The sequence below is a fragment of the Oceaniglobus ichthyenteri genome (assembly GCF_003057885.1).
Lineage (GTDB): Bacteria > Pseudomonadota > Alphaproteobacteria > Rhodobacterales > Rhodobacteraceae > Oceaniglobus > Oceaniglobus ichthyenteri.
Map to the genome: position 1 here is coordinate 556,913 of NZ_QAGK01000001.1, position 15,277 is coordinate 572,189.

Here is a 15,277-nt window from a genome sequence, read left to right on the forward strand (position 1 = left end):
GATATCGAAAATGGCAAAAATCACCTTTATTCAGCCCGATGGATCACCCTTGATCGTCGACGCGCAACCGGGCGACAGCGTCATGGTTGCGGCGACGGCCGCCGGAGTTGACGGCATCGCGGCGGAATGCGGCGGATCATGCATGTGCGCCACCTGCCACTGTCTGGTTGAAACCGGGCCAATCGGGGCATTGCCAGAGATGGAAGACGCCGAACGCGACACCCTGGAATTTACCGCCGAACAGATGCAACCGGCCAGCCGCCTCACCTGTCAGATCACGGTCAGTGAGGCGCTTGACGGGTTGGTGTTGCGCGTTGTGGGGCGGTGATGGCCGGGATTGTGATCATTGGCGCGGGCCATGGCGGCGTTCAACTGGCCGCGTCCCTGCGCGACCAGGGGTTTGGTGGCCAAATCACCCTGATTTCGAACGAGGCCGATTGGCCCTATCACAAACCGCCGCTGTCAAAATCGTATATGCAGACGCAAGAGGCGCCGTTGCAGGCGCTGCGCGGCGCGCGGTTTTTTGATGACAAACAGATCAATCTGCGGCTTGGGGCTGCGGTTTCTTCGATTGATCGGGCAGCGCAAACCGTAACCTTCGCGGATGGTGCGACGCTGGGGTATGACACCCTTGTTCTGGCAACGGGCACGACCGCGCGGCGATTGGCGGTGCCGGGTGCGGATTTGGCCGGCGTGTTCCATCTGCGCACTGCCGAAGATGCCCGCGCCATGCGCAGCGCCCTTGGCGGGGTCCGCCGCGTTGCGGTGATTGGCGGTGGTTTCATCGGGCTTGAGGCGGCGGCGATGCTGGCCGCGCGCGGCCTGAGTGTTGAGGTTCTGGAAACCGCCCCGCGCCTGTTGGGCCGCGCTGTCAGTCGGGCGGTGGCAGATGCGGTGGGCGAATATCTTGTGCGTCAGGGCGTGAAAATACACTGTTCCAGTGCGGTTTCACAGTTGGTTGGCCAAAAACAGGTGAACACGGTTCAACTTGAGGATGGTCAAAAGATTGCCGCCGACATGGTTGTGGTCGGGATTGGCGCGGTGCCCGAAATTACGCTGGCGCAGGCGGCGGGGCTTGACTGTGACAATGGTATTGTCACCAATTCCCTGCTGGCCACTTCGGATCGGGCAATTTACGCGCTGGGCGATTGCGTGGCCTATCCACAGGCACAGCTTGGCCGGATGGCCCGGTTGGAATCGGTGCAAAACGCGACGGATCAGGCGCGCGCCTTGGCCAGAACACTGACCGGCACGCCAACACCCTATGACACCCTGCCTTGGTTCTGGTCAGACATCGGCACATTGAAACTTCAGATTGCGGGATTGTCCCATGATGCGGACGAGGCAATCACCGTGCACCGCGACGATGGCACGCTGCAATCGGTCTGGTGTCTGGCCAAAGGGCGATTGGTGGCGGTTGAAACCCTGAACAGCCCCGGCGAACATATGCTGGCGCGCCGTCTGATCGCCGATGGTCTGACCCTTGATCGCGCGGTCATGGCATCGGGCGATATGATGCGGCTGAAGGCGGCGTATTCGGTGGCCCGTTAGGTTGGCGGTTGGCACAATTCGTTCAATAGCTTGGAAAACACCCGTGTGGCGACCGATGGCAGCTCTTCGGCGCGGCTCATGATGCCAACGGCGCCACGGGTCGCCGCCATGTCGATTTCCAGCGTCGCCAACCGGCCCTGATCGATATCGCCCGCGACAACGCCGCGGCTGATGATCCACACGGTTTGCGGATCGGCCAGCAAAACCGCACGCCCGAAGGCCGATGATGCAGTTTCAATGCGGTTTCGAAACAGCGGCACGCCCTGTGCAATCAGCAACCGCGCCACCAATGGGCGGATTGCCGAATCCTTTGGCGGGTACAGCACGCGAAACCCGGCAATTCCGGCGAAATCGCGCACCTGAATGGCATCACTGTCGGCCCGGGCCACGATGACCACATCTTCTGAATACAATTGCTGAAAACTCAGCCCGACCATGGTTTCGGGTTTACCCAGACGCCCCACAACCAGATCCAGATTGCCACTGCGCAACCGTGTCGTCAGGTCGTGATGCGCACCTTCGTGAATTTCCAGCAGGGTGTCCGGGCTTTGCCCGGCAAAGGCCAATGCCGCCTGCGGCAATAACGACGAGGCGACACTGGGCAAGGCGCCCACCTTCAACTGGCCCGCCGCGCTGCCGGTGGCGCGAATGCTGCGCAACCCATGGCGCAGGGCCGCCGTGCTTTGTTCGGCAAACTGCAGAAAAATCTCGCCCTCAGGGGTGAGGGTGACGCCTGCGCGACTGCGCTCCATCATCACCACGCCCAGGATATCTTCCAACTCTTTCAGGGTTTTGGATATTGCCGGCTGGGTCAGGTTCAATTGCTGCGCGGCGGCCTTGAAACTGCGGGCGCGGGCGATGGCGCTAAACGCATCAAGATGGCGAAATTTGATCCGGCGATCCATATACTTTCCCTTTTTGATAACCAAATTGTGCAATACCTCATTTTGAATATCCAGATAAATATGCGATAAGGGCGAAACGGGATCAGGAGGAACGACATGAAAACACAAGTCGCAATCATCGGCGGGGGGCCATCCGGGCTTTTGTTGGCGCAACTGCTGCACACGCGCGGGATCGACAGCGTGGTGTTAGAGCGCAAGACCAAGGATTATGTGCTTTCCCGCATTCGCGCCGGTGTGTTGGAACAGGGGCTTGTGAAACTGCTGGAAGAGGCCGGATGCGCCGACCGTTTGCATGCCGAAGGCATTTCCCATGACGGCACCCTGATTTCGTATGGCAACGAATTGTTTCGGATTGATTTCAAGGAACACACAGGCACGCCCGTCATCGTGTACGGCCAGACCGAAGTGACCCGCGATCTGTATGCCGCCCGCGAAAAGGCCGGCGGCAAGATTGAATTCAACGTCGAAGATGTGGTCATTCACGGTGCAGATGGTGAATCCCCCCATGTCGAATACACCGTCAATGGCGAAGCGCGTCGGCTGGAGTGTGATTTCGTCGCCGGATGCGACGGGTTTCACGGGGTCAGCCGCCAAACCATCCCGCTGGATGTGCGGCGCGAATACGAAAAGGTATATCCCTTTGGCTGGCTTGGCATCCTGTCGGAAACGCCGCCGGTCAATCATGAACTGATCTATGCCAATTCGCCCCGCGGATTCGCCCTGTGCTCCATGCGCAACGACAACCTTAGTCGGTATTATATCCAATGCTCGCTTTCGGACAAACCCGAAGACTGGACAGACGAGGCATTCTGGCAAGAACTCAAACGTCGGATTCCGGCGGATCAGGCAGAAACACTTGTCACCGGTCCAAGTATCGAGAAATCAATCGCGCCGCTGCGGTCTTTCGTGACCGAACCGATGCGCTGGGGTCGGCTGTTCTTGTGTGGGGATGCCGCGCATATCGTACCACCCACCGGGGCAAAGGGGCTGAACACGGCCGCGTCGGATGTGCATTACCTGTATAACGGGCTGCGCGACTTTTATGAAAACAACAGCACCGATGGCATTGACCAATATTCGCAAAAGGCACTGGCCCGCGTCTGGAAGGCCGAGCGGTTCAGCTGGTGGTTCTCATCGCTGATGCACCGCTATCCCGATCAATCCGAGTTTGATTTGAAAATGCAGGTGGCCGAAATCGAATTTCTGCGCTCAAACGAGGCGGCGCAACGGGCGATGGCGGAAAATTACGTCGGGTTGCCGTACTGATGCGCGCGATTTCCGCAAATGGCGTGACGCTGCATGTGCAAACGGGGGGCAATCCGGCGGGCGCGCCGGTGTTGTTTGCCAATTCGCTGGGCACCGATCTGCGGCTGTGGGATGCGCTGATTGCCCTGTTGCCGCCCGATCTGCGGCTGATCCGTTATGATATGCGCGGTCACGGCCTTTCGGGGTGTCCCGATGGGCCTTATACGATGGATGATCTGACCGCCGATGCCGAAGCGTTGATTGAAACGCTGGAGCTGGGCGCGGTGACGTTTGTTGGCTTGTCGATTGGCGGAATGGTTGGTCAATCTCTGGCCGCGCGCCGCCCCGATCTGGTGCGCGCGCTGGTGCTGTCAAACACGGCCGCGCGCATGGGCGATGCGGCCTCCTGGGACGCGCGGATCGCGGCGATCACCGCCGATGGATTGGCGTCAATGGCCGATGCGATCCTTGATCGTTGGTTCGCGCCGCGGTTCCGCGCCACCCCCGAGGCCGACCTGTGGGGCGCAATGTTGGCGCGCACACCGCAGACCGGGTATTTGGGCTGTTGCGCGGCAATCGCAAATGCCGATCTGACCGACGCAACACAGGCCCTGCGCCTGCCCACTCTGGCCATCGCGGGCAGCGATGATGGCGCCAGCCCTGCCGATCTGGTGGCGGCCACTGCCGCGCTTGTTCCCGGCGCTGCGTTTCATGTGATCGACGGCACCGGCCATCTGCCCTGTGTCGAAGATCCGGCGGCCTATGCGGCCATTCTGACCCCGTTTTTAAAGGAGCATGCCAATGTCTGAGCGTTTTGAAAAAGGCATGGCCACACGCCGCGCGGTTTTGGGCAATGCCCATGTTGACCGCGCCGAGGCCGCGAAATCGGAATTTGACGCGCCGTTTCAAACCATGATCACCGAAGGCGCCTGGGGCACCCTGTGGTCCGATGACACGATCGGCAAACGCGAACGTTCGATGCTGACCCTGGCGTTGTTGGCCGCAACGGGGAATTTCGAAGAAATCCCGATGCACATCCGCGCCACCGCCAACACCGGTGCCAGCCGCGCCGATGTGTTGCAAGCGTTTATGCATGTGGCCGTTTATGCCGGTGTGCCAAAGGCAAATCATGCGATCAAACTGGCCAAACAGACCTTTGCCGAGATGGAGGAAACCCAATGACCACCCCCGCCGAATATTATCAACGTGATCGCCAACGCCATCCCCCTGCCCTTGTGCCCAGCTATAAAACCTCGGTCGCGCGCAGCCCGCGTTATGCGCTGATCAGCCTTGAACAAACCATCAGCGAAATCACCGGACCACGGTTTGGCCATTCGGATTTTGGGGCGTTGGATCATGATCTGATCAAAAATTATGCGCAAGGCGGCGACCCCATCGGTGAACGGATCATCGTGCATGGCCGGGTTCTGGATGAAAATGCGCGCCCGGTGCGCAACACGCTGGTGGAAATCTGGCAGGCCAATGCAGGCGGGCGGTATCGCCATAAAAAAGATACCTATCTGGCGCCGATTGATCCCAATTTCGGCGGTTGCGGGCGCACCATGACCGATGAAAACGGGTATTACTTTTTCCGCACGGTCAAACCCGGCGCCTATCCGTGGCGCAACATGGTGAATGACTGGCGGCCTGCACATATCCACTTCAGCGTGTTTGGCCCGTCGTTCAGTCAGCGCCTGATCACCCAGTTGTATTTCGAGGGCGATCCGCTGATCCCGGGGTGTCCGATCCTTCAGGCGCTGCCCGATGCCAGCGCGATTGACGCGCTGACCGCACGTCTGGATCGCAACGCCACGATCCCGCTTGATACGATTGCCTATCGTTTTGATATTGTGCTGCGCGGGCGACGTGCCACGCTGTTTGAAAACCGGCAGGAGGGAAACTGATGCATACCCCGGAATATCTTCGTGAAACCCCATCCCAAACCGCCGGCCCCTATGTGCATATCGGCCTGGCGCCCGGCGCCGCGGGCTTTGACATTTACGAACAGGAACTGGGCTGGGATATCGCCGGACCCAACGCCAAAGGCGAACGGATCCGCGTGGAGGGCCGGGTGATTGACGGCACCGGCAGCCCGGTCAAGGATGTGCTGCTTGAGGCATGGCAGGCCAATGGCGATGGCAAATATGCCCACCCCGAAGGCGGCGGACCGGTCGAAGACGGCTTTCGCGGCTGGGGCCGGGTCATCACCGATTTTGCCACCGGTGAATGGGCGTTTGACACTGTCAAACCGGGGCCGACACCGGGGCGCAACGGCACCGTGCAAGCGCCCCACATTTCCCTGTGGATCGTGGCCCGCGGCATCAATATCGGCCTGAGCACGCGCCTGTATTTCGAAGATGAGGCCACAGCCAACGCCGCCGATCCTGTCTTGAATGTGATCGAGTGGGAAAACCGCCGCGCCACCTTGATCGCGCAAAAAACCGAACGGGATGGACAAACCGTCTATCGGTTCGATATCCACATTCAAGGCGACAGCGAAACCGTTTTTTTTGATATCTGAGGTAGCTATGAACAATCCTTGCATCATCTGCGTGGCCATCACCGGATCAGTGCCCACCAAGGCCGACAATCCGGCGGTGCCTGTCACGATCTCGGAACAGATCGAAAGCACGCATGAGGCATTCGAAACCGGTGCAAGCATTGCCCATTGCCATGTGCGCGACGCGGCGGGCAAACCCACCTCCGACCCCGAGCTTTTTGCGCAGCTCAAGGAAGGCATCGAAAAACACTGCCCCGGCATGATCGTGCAACTTTCGACCGGCGGGCGTTCGGGCGCGGGGCGGGATCGGGGCGGCATGTTGCCCCTGTCGCCCGATATGGCGTCACTGTCCGTCGGATCGAACAATTTTCCGACGCGGGTTTATGAAAACAGCCCCGATCTGGTGGATTGGCTGGCCTCGGAAATGATGACCCATGATATCAAGCCCGAAATCGAAGCCTTCGATCTTGGCCATATCGTTCAGGCAACCCGCATGGCGGCCGATGGGCGGTTGCAGGGGCCACTGTATGTGCAGTTCGTCATGGGTGTCAAAAATGCCATGCCCGCAGATGAGCCGATATTCGATTTCTATATCGAAACCCTTAAACGTCTTGCCCCCGATGCGCAGTGGTGCGGTGCGGGCATCGGCCCGGCGCAATTGACAGTCAATGAATGGTCGATTGCCAAAGGCGGCCACACCCGCGCCGGATTGGAAGACAACATCCGTCTGGATCGCGACACCCTTGCGCCGTCAAATGCCGCGCTGGTGCAGCGTGCCGTGGATCTGTGCGAAAAATATGAACGGCCCGTCGCCACCTGGCAACAGGCGCGCGACATGCTTGGTCTGCGCAAGGTTACGGTTTAAGCGCGCCGCACGATCAGGGCGCCGGGTCAGGCGCCCCGATCCGCACGATTGACGGAATGACCGTTTGGGCGTGGCGCAGGGCCGCGCCCGTCGCCTCGGCCATGGCGGGCAACGTCAACCACTCCAGCGCCCATGCCGCGCCCGAACGTTCCTGTTCGTGGATCATCGCCTGAGCCAACACGCCCTGCTGACCCCCAACATAACGCGACAGGGCGATCATCGCTTCGGCGGCCACCGGGTTTTGTTTATGGGCCATCGCCGACGATCCGCCGCCGCCTGACAGGGCGATCTCGTCCATCCCCTGCTGCGCCATCAGGGCGATATCCTGACCGATCTTGCCAACTGATCCCGCCACCAATGTCAGCCAATGGCCAAATTCAATCATCCGGCTGCGATCCGTGTGCCATACCGGCCCCAATGACAGGCCCAGCGCGCGCGCCACGATTTCGGCACAGGCCGCACCCTGCCCGCTTGGCGCATCACGCGTGCCGATCGCCCCGCCGATCTGCACCACAGCCAGATCACCGCGCAGCGTTTCGGCCCGCGCCAGATGATCGACCAGCGGTCGCCGCCACGCCCCGACCCGCAGTGCCACGGTCGCAGGCAGCGCCGCCTGCATCCGGGTGCGTGCCATCATTGGCCGGTCGCCAAACCGGCCGAACAGCCCATCAAGCCGGGCAATCAGATCAGACAGGCGTTCCACCAATATATCCAGTACCGACAGACAGGTCAGCACCATCGCCGTATCCATCACATCCTGGCTCGTCGCGCCCGTATGTACCGCCGATGCCGCGCCTTTGGACAGGCCGGTTTTCAGCGCGGCCACCAAAGCGGGAACCGGAATGCCATCGCGCGCGCTGCCTTGCCCCAAATCGGCGCCGGAAAACCGCGCGATTGCATCCAACGCTGCGGCCATATCGTCCGCGGGCACAACCCCGGTTGCCCCCAACGCGCGGGTCCATTCGGCTTCAAACGCGATCATGCGGCGGGTAAAGGCCGGTGCGTCAAATTCCGCCGCAATCGCGGTATCGCTGAACAGCCCCCCAAACAGCCCCGAGGCCGTAAACGCATTTGTCATTCTAGCACCTCTTCACCAATCCAGTAATCGTCGTGACCATGGCATACGCCAAGACCCTTGTTTTTAATGGGTTCCATCCTCAAGAACCCCATCCGCCGACATCTGGGCATATAACAACCCCTCGCGCAGGCCACGATCAGCCACCGACAGGCGGTTGGTGGGCCACACCCGCAGCAGCGCCTGAAGTATCGCCGCGCCCGACATGATCAACGCCTGTCGATCACGCCCGATACGCGGATCGGAAAGCCGACCTTCGGGGCCAAGCACCAGATATTCGCGGATCACCTTGTCAATCTGCTCAGACGTCATGCGCAACCCATCAACACGGTTACGATCATAACGTTTCAGGCCCAGATGGCTGGCCGCGACGGTGGTGACGGTGCCGGATGTGCCGATGATCTGAAACCGCTCGATGGCCTGTTCTTCGGCGTATGGTGCGAAATTGGCCAGGTTTTCTTCGAAAAACCAACTCATCAGGGCAAAACGCGCGGCATCGCTTTTTACATCGTCAAACTGATCGCGCAGGGTCGCCACCCCCAGCGGCACCGATATCCAGTCAACCACCCGCGCCGCCGCAAAGGGCGATGCGCGGTCGGGCAAAAACCCCGAATGCAGGCGCATGATCGCCTTGGGCCGTTCGATCATCGGCACCCGGCTGAGATCAATCCAAACCAGTTCGGTTGAGCCACCGCCAATATCGACCACCAGCAATTGTTCGGTATTGGTGCTGACCAGGGGTGCGCAGGAAATGACCGCCAGACGCGCCTCTTCCTCGGGGGCGATAATATCAAGGGTGAGGCCGGTTTCGCGTTTCACCATCGCCATGAATTGCGCGCCATTGGTGGCGCGGCGGCATGCCTCCGTCGCGACCAGACGCATGTGTTTCACCCGGTGTTTGTGCAGCTTTTTGGCACAGATCCTCAGCGCCTGCACCGTGCGCCCCATCGACGCACGCGAAAGCCGCCCGGACGCCTCAAGGCCCAGACCCAATTGGACAGACTTGGAAAAGCTGTCCACCACATGAAACTGCGTGCCTTTCGGCTGCGCAATCAACATGCGACAACTGTTCGTGCCCAGATCTAACGCCGCGTACAATGCAGCAGGATCATGGGGTTCGGTGCGCGGCGGCTCGACCGATCTCGGGAACGCGCCCGCACCTTTGGGACGCTCGGGCGTCATGACGTCGCCCTCCAACTTTGGTTACCCCCAACGTATGGCGACATGGGCGGGGGTGCAAGCCGCGGCTCATAATCATCGTGAGAATTATGCGCCGCCCGGCCTCTGGCCCCGGATTGGCGGAACCGCTAAATCCTGCACATCGCCCCGGACGGTGGCAAAGTTACAAAGGATAAAACCCATGGCCCAGGTCATCATCGTTTATTGGCGCGACATTCCCGCTCAGGTGATTGTGGGCAAGGGGCGACGCGCCGCCAAGGTGGCGCTGCCCGAACGGTTTGAACAGGCCATCGACCGCGCGGCGATGAAATGCGGCGCGGCGCAAACCGATGCGTATCTGGCCGAATGGCGCAAGGCCGCGCCCTATTCTGTCGATGGAGACGATGCAGAGGTCGCAAAAGACGAAGCGGCCCGTCTTGACGCCGAATACGATCGCGAAAGGATCAAACAACTGATCGCGAATGACGGCTGGGCATGATCCCCAGACCGATATGGGGGGCCCTGATGTCACTGCTGAATTTCCGCCGTATACCCGATGTTTCAGTGCCCGGTGATTTTGCACCGTTCCTGAAGGATTACTCGATCGAGGTGATGCCGCGCACCGCGCAGAAGGTGGATGAATTTCGCGCCCTTCTGCCACAAGGCACGCGGGTTTACATCGCCCATATCGACGGCACACCGATAGACGACATGCTGGCCACTGCGCGGCGTCTGGCGCGCGACGGATTCGCGGTGATGCCGCATTTTCCGGCGCGCAGCATTGCCGACATCGCCACATTGAAAGACTGGATCGCGCGCTATCGCGGCGAAGCGGGGGTGGATCAGGCACTGTTGCTGGCCGGTGGCGTTTCCCGGCCACGGGGCGATTTTCACACCTCCATGCAATTGCTGGAAAGCGGCGCGTTCGATGGGTTTGCCCGGTTGCACGTGGCCGGCCACCCCGAAGGCAACCGCGATATCGACCCCGACGGCAGTATGAAAAACGTTGATGACGCGCTGCGCTGGAAACAGCGGTTCAGCGAAACAACCGATGCGCAAATGGCGATCACCACACAGTTCTGTTTTGATGCAAAACCGGTCATCGCCTGGGTTGATGCGTTGCGCGCGGCGGGCGTGACGCTGCCGGTTCACATTGGCGTCGCGGGGCCTGCGAAATTGCAGACACTCATCAAATTTGCGATTACCTGTGGTGTTGGGCCATCGCTCAAGGTACTGCAAAAGCGCGCGATGGATATGTCGAAACTGCTGTTGCCCTATGCGCCGACAGAGGTGATATCAGACTTGGCCGCGCACAAGGCCGCACATCCCGATTTCAATATCGAACAGGTGCATTTCTTTCCCCTGGGGGGGATAAAAGCCAACGCAGGTTGGGCAATTGAACATGCGGGCGCGTCGGGCGTGCCGGCATCCATGGCAGGTTGATCTGAACTTATGAAAGCGCTTCTTCTTGATCTTGACGGCACGATTGTTGATTCCGATCCGGTGCATGTGGCGGTGTTTATCGATCTTCTGGCCGAATTTGGCCATGACATCAGCGCCGAACACTATTTCACCGCGCTGCACGGACGACAGAACGTTGCTATCTTTTCCGAACTGTTGCCCAACGAAGATCCACAAGCAATGTCCGAGCGCAAAGAGGCGATGTATCGTGAGCGGCTGGATCAGGTTGCGCCGATTGCAGGCTTGCCCGATCTGTTGGCCAGGGCCCGGGCGCGGGGCGTGAAACTGGGCGTTGTCACCAATGCGCCGCGCGCCAATGCCGATGCGGTTCTGGCCGCATTCGGGATGAGCGATACGTTTGACACCATCGTCATCGGCGAAGAATGCGCCCGCGGCAAACCCGACCCCCTGCCCTATGCCACGGGTCTGGCCAACCTGGGCGCTGATCCGGCGCATTCATTCGCTGTCGAAGACAGCCCGGCAGGCATTCGCAGCGCGGTGGCGGCGGGGCTTTATACCTTTGGGATGCGCTCCAGCCTGACGGCTGAAAAACTGTTGGCCGCGGGCGCCCATGACACGATCACAGATTTCAACGCACGCGCGATCCACACCAGATTGGACCGCCTGACAGGAGCCACCGTATGACCCGTACCGTCATCGAATCAAAAACCAAAACCGTCACCATCGGGTTTGACGAACCGTTCTGCGTCATCGGCGAACGGATCAATCCCACCGGGCGCAAAAAACTGGCCGCCGAACTGGAGGCGGACGATTTTTCGACCGTTGAACAAGACGCATTGTTGCAGGTGGCCTGTGGCGCAATGGTTCTGGATGTAAATTCGGGCGCGGTATTCACCAACAAGATGGCCGAAGACCCGCGCTATGCCGACAACAACTTTGTCGAACCGCCGCTGATGCGCGAACTGATCACCCGGATTCAGGCGTTGGTCGATGTGCCGCTGTGCATTGATTCATCGGTTCCGGGTGCGTTGCAAAACGGGCTTGAGGCGGCCGAGGGGCGGCCATTGCTGAATTCAGTCACCGGCGAGGAAGAGCGTCTGGAACTGGTCCTGCCGTTGGTGAAAAAGTACAACGTGCCGGTCGTGGCGATTTCGAATGATGACACCGGCATTTCCGAAGATCCCGATGTGCGCTTTGCCGTGGCGAAAAAGATTGTCGAACGCGCCGCCGATTTTGGTATTCCGTCGCACGATATCGTCGTTGACCCGTTGGTCATGCCGATTGGCGCGATGGGCAGCGCGGGCCAACAGGTTTGGGCGCTGGTGCGTCGGTTGCGCGAAGAACTGGGGGTGAATACCACCTGTGGCGCGTCCAACATCAGTTTCGGCCTGCCCCATCGCCACGGGATCAATGCCGCGTTTTTGCCCATGGCGATCACGGCGGGCATGACCAGCGCCATCATGAACCCGTTGCGCGTACAGGAAATGGAGGCGATCCGCGCCGCCAATTTCTTGATGAATCACGATCCCAATGGCGCCCAGTGGATCGCGTTTTCGCGGATCATGGACGCAGTGAACGCAGGCACACCATTTGCCGAGGCATCGCAAGCCTCGCTCAATTCGGGGGCCGGGCGCGGTGGCCGCCGCCGCCGCCGGTAATGTTCAGCGCCCAGCGGCCAATCACCGGTTGCCCCCACGGGCCGATGCCCGCTCCTGGCCCCATCCGTGCAGCCCCGCGCGGCGGAGATCTCTGTGTGATCCAACCAACGCCACCGCCCCTGCGTTTTTCAGCGCTGCGTATCGCGCTGCGGCTGGCGGTGCTGTTTGCTATTGGATACGGGATTCACCTGCTGTTGGGTGTCGCAATGGGGTTGGTGAATACTCTGCCCCAAACCGCGCAAAGTGGCGCGCGCGTCGGGCTGATTGTCGCGATGCTGGTGATTTATACGGTATTGATTGCGGTGCCGTTTGTGCCGGGCATCGAAATCGGCGTAACGCTGATGATACTGCGCGGTGCTGAAATTGCGCCTGCGGTGTATATTGCCACGGCGTTGGGCCTGACGCTGGCATATTTTTCGGGCCGGTTTTTGCCCTATGCCACGTTGCACCGGATATTTCTGGATCTGCGCCTGTTGAAAGCCTGTGAATTGCTCACTCGGATACAACCCCTGACCCAAGAACAACGCCTTGATCTGTTGCGCGCGAAACTGCCCGGTGCGATGGGCGACTGGGCGGTGCGGTTTCGCTATGGCGCGATTGCGCTGTTGTTGAATATTCCGGGCAATGCGGTGATTGGCGGCGGCGGTGGCATTTGCATGATTGCCGGGCTGTCCCACCTGTTTTCGGCGCGCGCCATGGTTTTGACCATCGCGGTGGCTGTTGCGCCTGTTCCTTTGGCCGTCTGGATATTCGGCCCTTCCCTGATTGCTCCGTGATAAAGGTGCCCCATGTCTGATCCTCTTGTAATCTTCACCCCTTCGGGCAAACGCGGCCATTTCGCCAAGGGCACGCCAGTGTTGCAGGCGGCGCGGCAGTTGGGCGTCGATCTGGATTCGGTCTGTGGCGGGCGCGGCATCTGCAGCAAATGCCAGGTGTCGCCGGGATATGGCGAATTTTCCAAACACGGGGTGACGGTGGCGCCTGATGCCCTGTCGGAATGGAACAGCGTCGAAGAGCGTTATAAATCCAAGCGCGGCATGTTGGACGGGCGGCGCTTGGGCTGTCAGGCGACGGTTCAGGGCGATGTGGTGATCGATGTGCCCCCCGAAAGCCAGGTGCACAAACAGGTGGTGCGCAAAGAGGTGACGCTGCGCGACATCCGGCTTGATCCCGCCACGCGGCTTTATTTCGTTGAGGTGGATGAACCCGACATGCACGAACCCTCGGGCGATCTGGAGCGTTTGTCAGCGGCACTTGAGGCGCAATGGCAAACCGGCCCGGTCACCGCCCCCCTGGCGGTTTTGCGAAAACTGCAACCAGTGCTGCGCAAGGGCAATTGGCAGGTCACGGTTGCGCTGCACCAAGGGCACAACGACGTGATGGCGCAGATTGTCGACATCTGGCCGGGCCTCTATGAGGATGGGCTGTATGGTCTGGCGATTGATCTTGGCTCAACCACCATCGCGGCGCATCTGTGCAACCTGTTGACGGGCGAGGTTTTGGGCAGTGCGGGGCGGATGAACCCGCAAATCCGCTTTGGCGAAGATCTGATGAGCCGGGTGAGTTACGTGATGATGAACCCCGGCGGCGATGTGGCCATGACCAACGCCGTGCGCGAGGCGATGGATGCCTTGGCGGTGGAAATCGCCACCGAATGCGGGCTGGCACCACACGCCATCGTTGAAACCGTGATCGTTTGTAATCCTGTGATGCACCATCTGTTGATGGGAATTGATCCGGTGGAATTGGGCCAGGCGCCCTTTGCCCTGGCCACGTCTGACGCAATGTCGCTGGGCGCGCGTGATCTGGATCTGGTGTCGATCAACCCGTCGGGCCATATTTATGTCTTGCCCTGCATCGCGGGCCATGTGGGGGCCGATGCCGCCGCTGTCGCCCTGTCGGAAGAGCCGGGTAAACAAGAGGCGCTGACGCTGATCGTGGATGTGGGCACCAATGCCGAAATTCTGTTGGGCAATACAACACGGGTTTTGGCCTGTTCATCGCCCACCGGCCCGGCCTTTGAGGGCGCGCAGATTTCCAGCGGCCAACGCGCCGCCCCCGGCGCGATTGAGCGGGTCGAAATTGACGCCACAACCAAAGAGCCGCGGTTTCGCGTGATCGGCTGTGATTTGTGGTCGGACGATCCGGGCTTTGCCGAGGCAACCAAAACCACCGGCATCACCGGCATTTGCGGATCGGGCATCATCGAGGCAGTCGCAGAAATGCGCACCGCCGGGTTGGTGGATGCCGGCGGGCTGATCGGATCGGCGGCACAAACCGGCACTGACCGGATGATCGCCGAAGGGCGCACCCATTCTTATCTGCTGCACCAATCCGCACAGGACGGCGGGCCGCGCATTACCGTGACCCAAGGCGATATTCGCGCCATTCAATTGGCCAAATCGGCACTTTATGCCGGTGCGCGATTGCTGATGGATGAATTCGGCGTCGATAAGGTGGAGCATGTGGTATTGGCGGGCGCGTTCGGTGCGCATATCTCACCCAAACACGCGATGATCCTGGGCATGATCCCCGACGCGCCGCTTTCCCATGTGCGCAGTGCGGGCAATGCGGCGGGCACCGGCGCGCGCATTGCATTGCTGAACCGCGCCGCCCGGGGCGAGATTGAAACAACCGTGGGCCAGATCACCAAGGTCGAAACAGCCATCGCCCCAAAGTTTCAGGAGCATTTTGTGAACGCTAACGCCCTGCCCCACGCGGTTGATCCGTTTCCTGAACTCAACCGGATCGTGGATTTGCCCAAGGTTTCGTTCAACACAAATGGTGACGGGTCCGATGGGGGCCGCCGTCGCCGCCGCCGGGGATAAATAAAAAAACGCGCGGGCCTGAAACTTTGGCCGGCGCGCTTTCGTGGCTCTTCCCATAACAGGCCAAACT

At 60.4% G+C, this 15,277-nt stretch carries 17 protein-coding genes; 14 read left to right on the forward strand and 3 right to left on the reverse strand.

Annotation, left to right across the window (positions count from 1 at the left end):
* Positions 1-10 precede the first annotated feature (10 nt).
* The gene (locus C8265_RS02630; RefSeq protein ID WP_108482398.1) at positions 11-328 is read left to right on the forward strand and encodes a 2Fe-2S iron-sulfur cluster-binding protein; all 318 of its coding nucleotides are present in this window, start codon (positions 11-13) and stop codon (positions 326-328) included.
* The gene (locus C8265_RS02635; protein ID WP_108482399.1) at positions 328-1,551 is read left to right on the forward strand and encodes an NAD(P)/FAD-dependent oxidoreductase; all 1,224 of its coding nucleotides are present in this window, start codon (positions 328-330) and stop codon (positions 1,549-1,551) included. The genes C8265_RS02630 and C8265_RS02635 overlap by 1 nt, the downstream gene beginning before the upstream one ends.
* Here C8265_RS02635 and pcaQ read toward each other — a convergent pair.
* Positions 1,548-2,456 carry a pca operon transcription factor PcaQ gene (gene pcaQ / locus C8265_RS02640; protein ID WP_108482523.1) on the reverse strand — a complete coding sequence of 303 codons (909 nt, stop codon included), beginning with the start codon at positions 2,454-2,456 and terminating at the stop codon, positions 1,548-1,550. The two genes, C8265_RS02635 and pcaQ, sit on opposite strands and share 4 nt — an antisense overlap.
* Before the next feature lie 96 nt (positions 2,457-2,552).
* On the opposite strand from pcaQ, the gene pobA reads away from it, so the two are divergent.
* From pobA to C8265_RS02670, 6 genes are read left to right on the forward strand one after another with little or no spacing between them, the layout of a single operon-like run.
* Positions 2,553-3,722: a 4-hydroxybenzoate 3-monooxygenase gene (gene pobA, locus C8265_RS02645; protein WP_108482400.1), complete on the forward strand. Its 1,170-nt coding sequence runs from the start codon at positions 2,553-2,555 to the stop codon at positions 3,720-3,722.
* Positions 3,722-4,510, forward strand: a complete 789-nt coding sequence (gene pcaD / locus C8265_RS02650; RefSeq protein ID WP_108482401.1) for a 3-oxoadipate enol-lactonase — start codon at positions 3,722-3,724, stop codon at positions 4,508-4,510. The genes pobA and pcaD overlap by 1 nt, the downstream gene beginning before the upstream one ends.
* A complete protein-coding gene (gene pcaC, locus C8265_RS02655) occupies positions 4,503-4,883 on the forward strand; it encodes a 4-carboxymuconolactone decarboxylase (protein WP_108482402.1) in 381 nt (126 codons plus the stop codon). Before pcaD ends, pcaC begins: the two co-directional genes overlap by 8 nt.
* Positions 4,880-5,605 carry a protocatechuate 3,4-dioxygenase subunit beta gene (gene pcaH / locus C8265_RS02660; protein ID WP_108482403.1) on the forward strand — a complete coding sequence of 242 codons (726 nt, stop codon included), beginning with the start codon at positions 4,880-4,882 and terminating at the stop codon, positions 5,603-5,605. Before pcaC ends, pcaH begins: the two co-directional genes overlap by 4 nt.
* Positions 5,605-6,222, forward strand: a complete 618-nt coding sequence (pcaG, locus tag C8265_RS02665; protein WP_108482404.1) for a protocatechuate 3,4-dioxygenase subunit alpha — start codon at positions 5,605-5,607, stop codon at positions 6,220-6,222. The genes pcaH and pcaG overlap by 1 nt, the downstream gene beginning before the upstream one ends.
* A gap of 7 nt (positions 6,223-6,229) precedes the next feature.
* A complete protein-coding gene (locus C8265_RS02670) occupies positions 6,230-7,066 on the forward strand; it encodes a 3-oxoadipate:acetyl-CoA acetyltransferase (RefSeq protein ID WP_108482405.1) in 837 nt (278 codons plus the stop codon).
* A gap of 13 nt (positions 7,067-7,079) precedes the next feature.
* Here C8265_RS02670 and C8265_RS02675 read toward each other — a convergent pair whose 3' ends face one another.
* Both C8265_RS02675 and C8265_RS02680 read right to left on the reverse strand, forming a co-directional pair.
* Positions 7,080-8,144, reverse strand: coding sequence for a 3-carboxy-cis,cis-muconate cycloisomerase (locus C8265_RS02675; RefSeq protein WP_108482406.1), 1,065 nt, complete (start codon positions 8,142-8,144; stop codon positions 7,080-7,082).
* A 63-nt stretch (positions 8,145-8,207) separates the two neighbouring features.
* Positions 8,208-9,323 carry a Ppx/GppA phosphatase family protein gene (locus C8265_RS02680; RefSeq protein ID WP_108482407.1) on the reverse strand — a complete coding sequence of 372 codons (1,116 nt, stop codon included), beginning with the start codon at positions 9,321-9,323 and terminating at the stop codon, positions 8,208-8,210.
* A gap of 178 nt (positions 9,324-9,501) precedes the next feature.
* On the opposite strand from C8265_RS02680, the gene C8265_RS02685 reads away from it, so the two are divergent.
* From C8265_RS02685 to C8265_RS02710, 6 genes are all read left to right on the forward strand, one after another.
* Positions 9,502-9,798: a virulence factor gene (locus C8265_RS02685; RefSeq protein WP_108482408.1), complete on the forward strand. Its 297-nt coding sequence runs from the start codon at positions 9,502-9,504 to the stop codon at positions 9,796-9,798.
* Positions 9,799-9,824: 26 nt separating this feature from the next.
* Complete coding sequence (locus C8265_RS02690; protein WP_108482524.1) at positions 9,825-10,742, forward strand: methylenetetrahydrofolate reductase; 918 nt, start codon at positions 9,825-9,827, stop codon at positions 10,740-10,742.
* A 9-nt stretch (positions 10,743-10,751) separates the two neighbouring features.
* Positions 10,752-11,405, forward strand: a complete 654-nt coding sequence (locus tag C8265_RS02695) for an HAD family hydrolase (RefSeq protein WP_108482409.1) — start codon at positions 10,752-10,754, stop codon at positions 11,403-11,405.
* Positions 11,402-12,379: a methyltetrahydrofolate cobalamin methyltransferase gene (locus C8265_RS02700; RefSeq protein WP_108482410.1), complete on the forward strand. Its 978-nt coding sequence runs from the start codon at positions 11,402-11,404 to the stop codon at positions 12,377-12,379. The genes C8265_RS02695 and C8265_RS02700 overlap by 4 nt, the downstream gene beginning before the upstream one ends.
* A gap of 95 nt (positions 12,380-12,474) precedes the next feature.
* Positions 12,475-13,155: a hypothetical protein gene (locus C8265_RS02705; protein ID WP_126623138.1), complete on the forward strand. Its 681-nt coding sequence runs from the start codon at positions 12,475-12,477 to the stop codon at positions 13,153-13,155.
* A 12-nt stretch (positions 13,156-13,167) separates the two neighbouring features.
* On the forward strand, positions 13,168-15,207 hold the full coding sequence (locus C8265_RS02710) for an ASKHA domain-containing protein (protein ID WP_108482412.1): 2,040 nt from the start codon (positions 13,168-13,170) through the stop codon (positions 15,205-15,207).
* Positions 15,208-15,277: the final 70 nt, after the last annotated feature.

Excerpts from the sequence above, each read along its gene's own strand:
- C8265_RS02630 (WP_108482398.1), top strand. The coding sequence starts at position 11 with ATGGCAAAAATCACCTTTATTCAGCCCGATGGATCACCCTTGATCGTC.
- C8265_RS02635 (WP_108482399.1), top strand. The coding sequence starts at position 328 with ATGGCCGGGATTGTGATCATTGGCGCGGGCCATGGCGGCGTTCAACTG.
- pcaQ (WP_108482523.1), bottom strand. The coding sequence starts at position 2,456 with ATGGATCGCCGGATCAAATTTCGCCATCTTGATGCGTTTAGCGCCATC.
- pobA (WP_108482400.1), top strand. The coding sequence starts at position 2,553 with ATGAAAACACAAGTCGCAATCATCGGCGGGGGGCCATCCGGGCTTTTG.
- pcaD (WP_108482401.1), top strand. The coding sequence starts at position 3,722 with ATGCGCGCGATTTCCGCAAATGGCGTGACGCTGCATGTGCAAACGGGG.
- pcaC (WP_108482402.1), top strand. The coding sequence starts at position 4,503 with ATGTCTGAGCGTTTTGAAAAAGGCATGGCCACACGCCGCGCGGTTTTG.
- pcaH (WP_108482403.1), top strand. The coding sequence starts at position 4,880 with ATGACCACCCCCGCCGAATATTATCAACGTGATCGCCAACGCCATCCC.
- pcaG (WP_108482404.1), top strand. The coding sequence starts at position 5,605 with ATGCATACCCCGGAATATCTTCGTGAAACCCCATCCCAAACCGCCGGC.
- C8265_RS02670 (WP_108482405.1), top strand. The coding sequence starts at position 6,230 with ATGAACAATCCTTGCATCATCTGCGTGGCCATCACCGGATCAGTGCCC.
- C8265_RS02675 (WP_108482406.1), bottom strand. The coding sequence starts at position 8,144 with ATGACAAATGCGTTTACGGCCTCGGGGCTGTTTGGGGGGCTGTTCAGC.
- C8265_RS02680 (WP_108482407.1), bottom strand. The coding sequence starts at position 9,323 with ATGACGCCCGAGCGTCCCAAAGGTGCGGGCGCGTTCCCGAGATCGGTC.
- C8265_RS02685 (WP_108482408.1), top strand. The coding sequence starts at position 9,502 with ATGGCCCAGGTCATCATCGTTTATTGGCGCGACATTCCCGCTCAGGTG.
- C8265_RS02690 (WP_108482524.1), top strand. The coding sequence starts at position 9,825 with ATGTCACTGCTGAATTTCCGCCGTATACCCGATGTTTCAGTGCCCGGT.
- C8265_RS02695 (WP_108482409.1), top strand. The coding sequence starts at position 10,752 with ATGAAAGCGCTTCTTCTTGATCTTGACGGCACGATTGTTGATTCCGAT.
- C8265_RS02700 (WP_108482410.1), top strand. The coding sequence starts at position 11,402 with ATGACCCGTACCGTCATCGAATCAAAAACCAAAACCGTCACCATCGGG.
- C8265_RS02710 (WP_108482412.1), top strand. The coding sequence starts at position 13,168 with ATGTCTGATCCTCTTGTAATCTTCACCCCTTCGGGCAAACGCGGCCAT.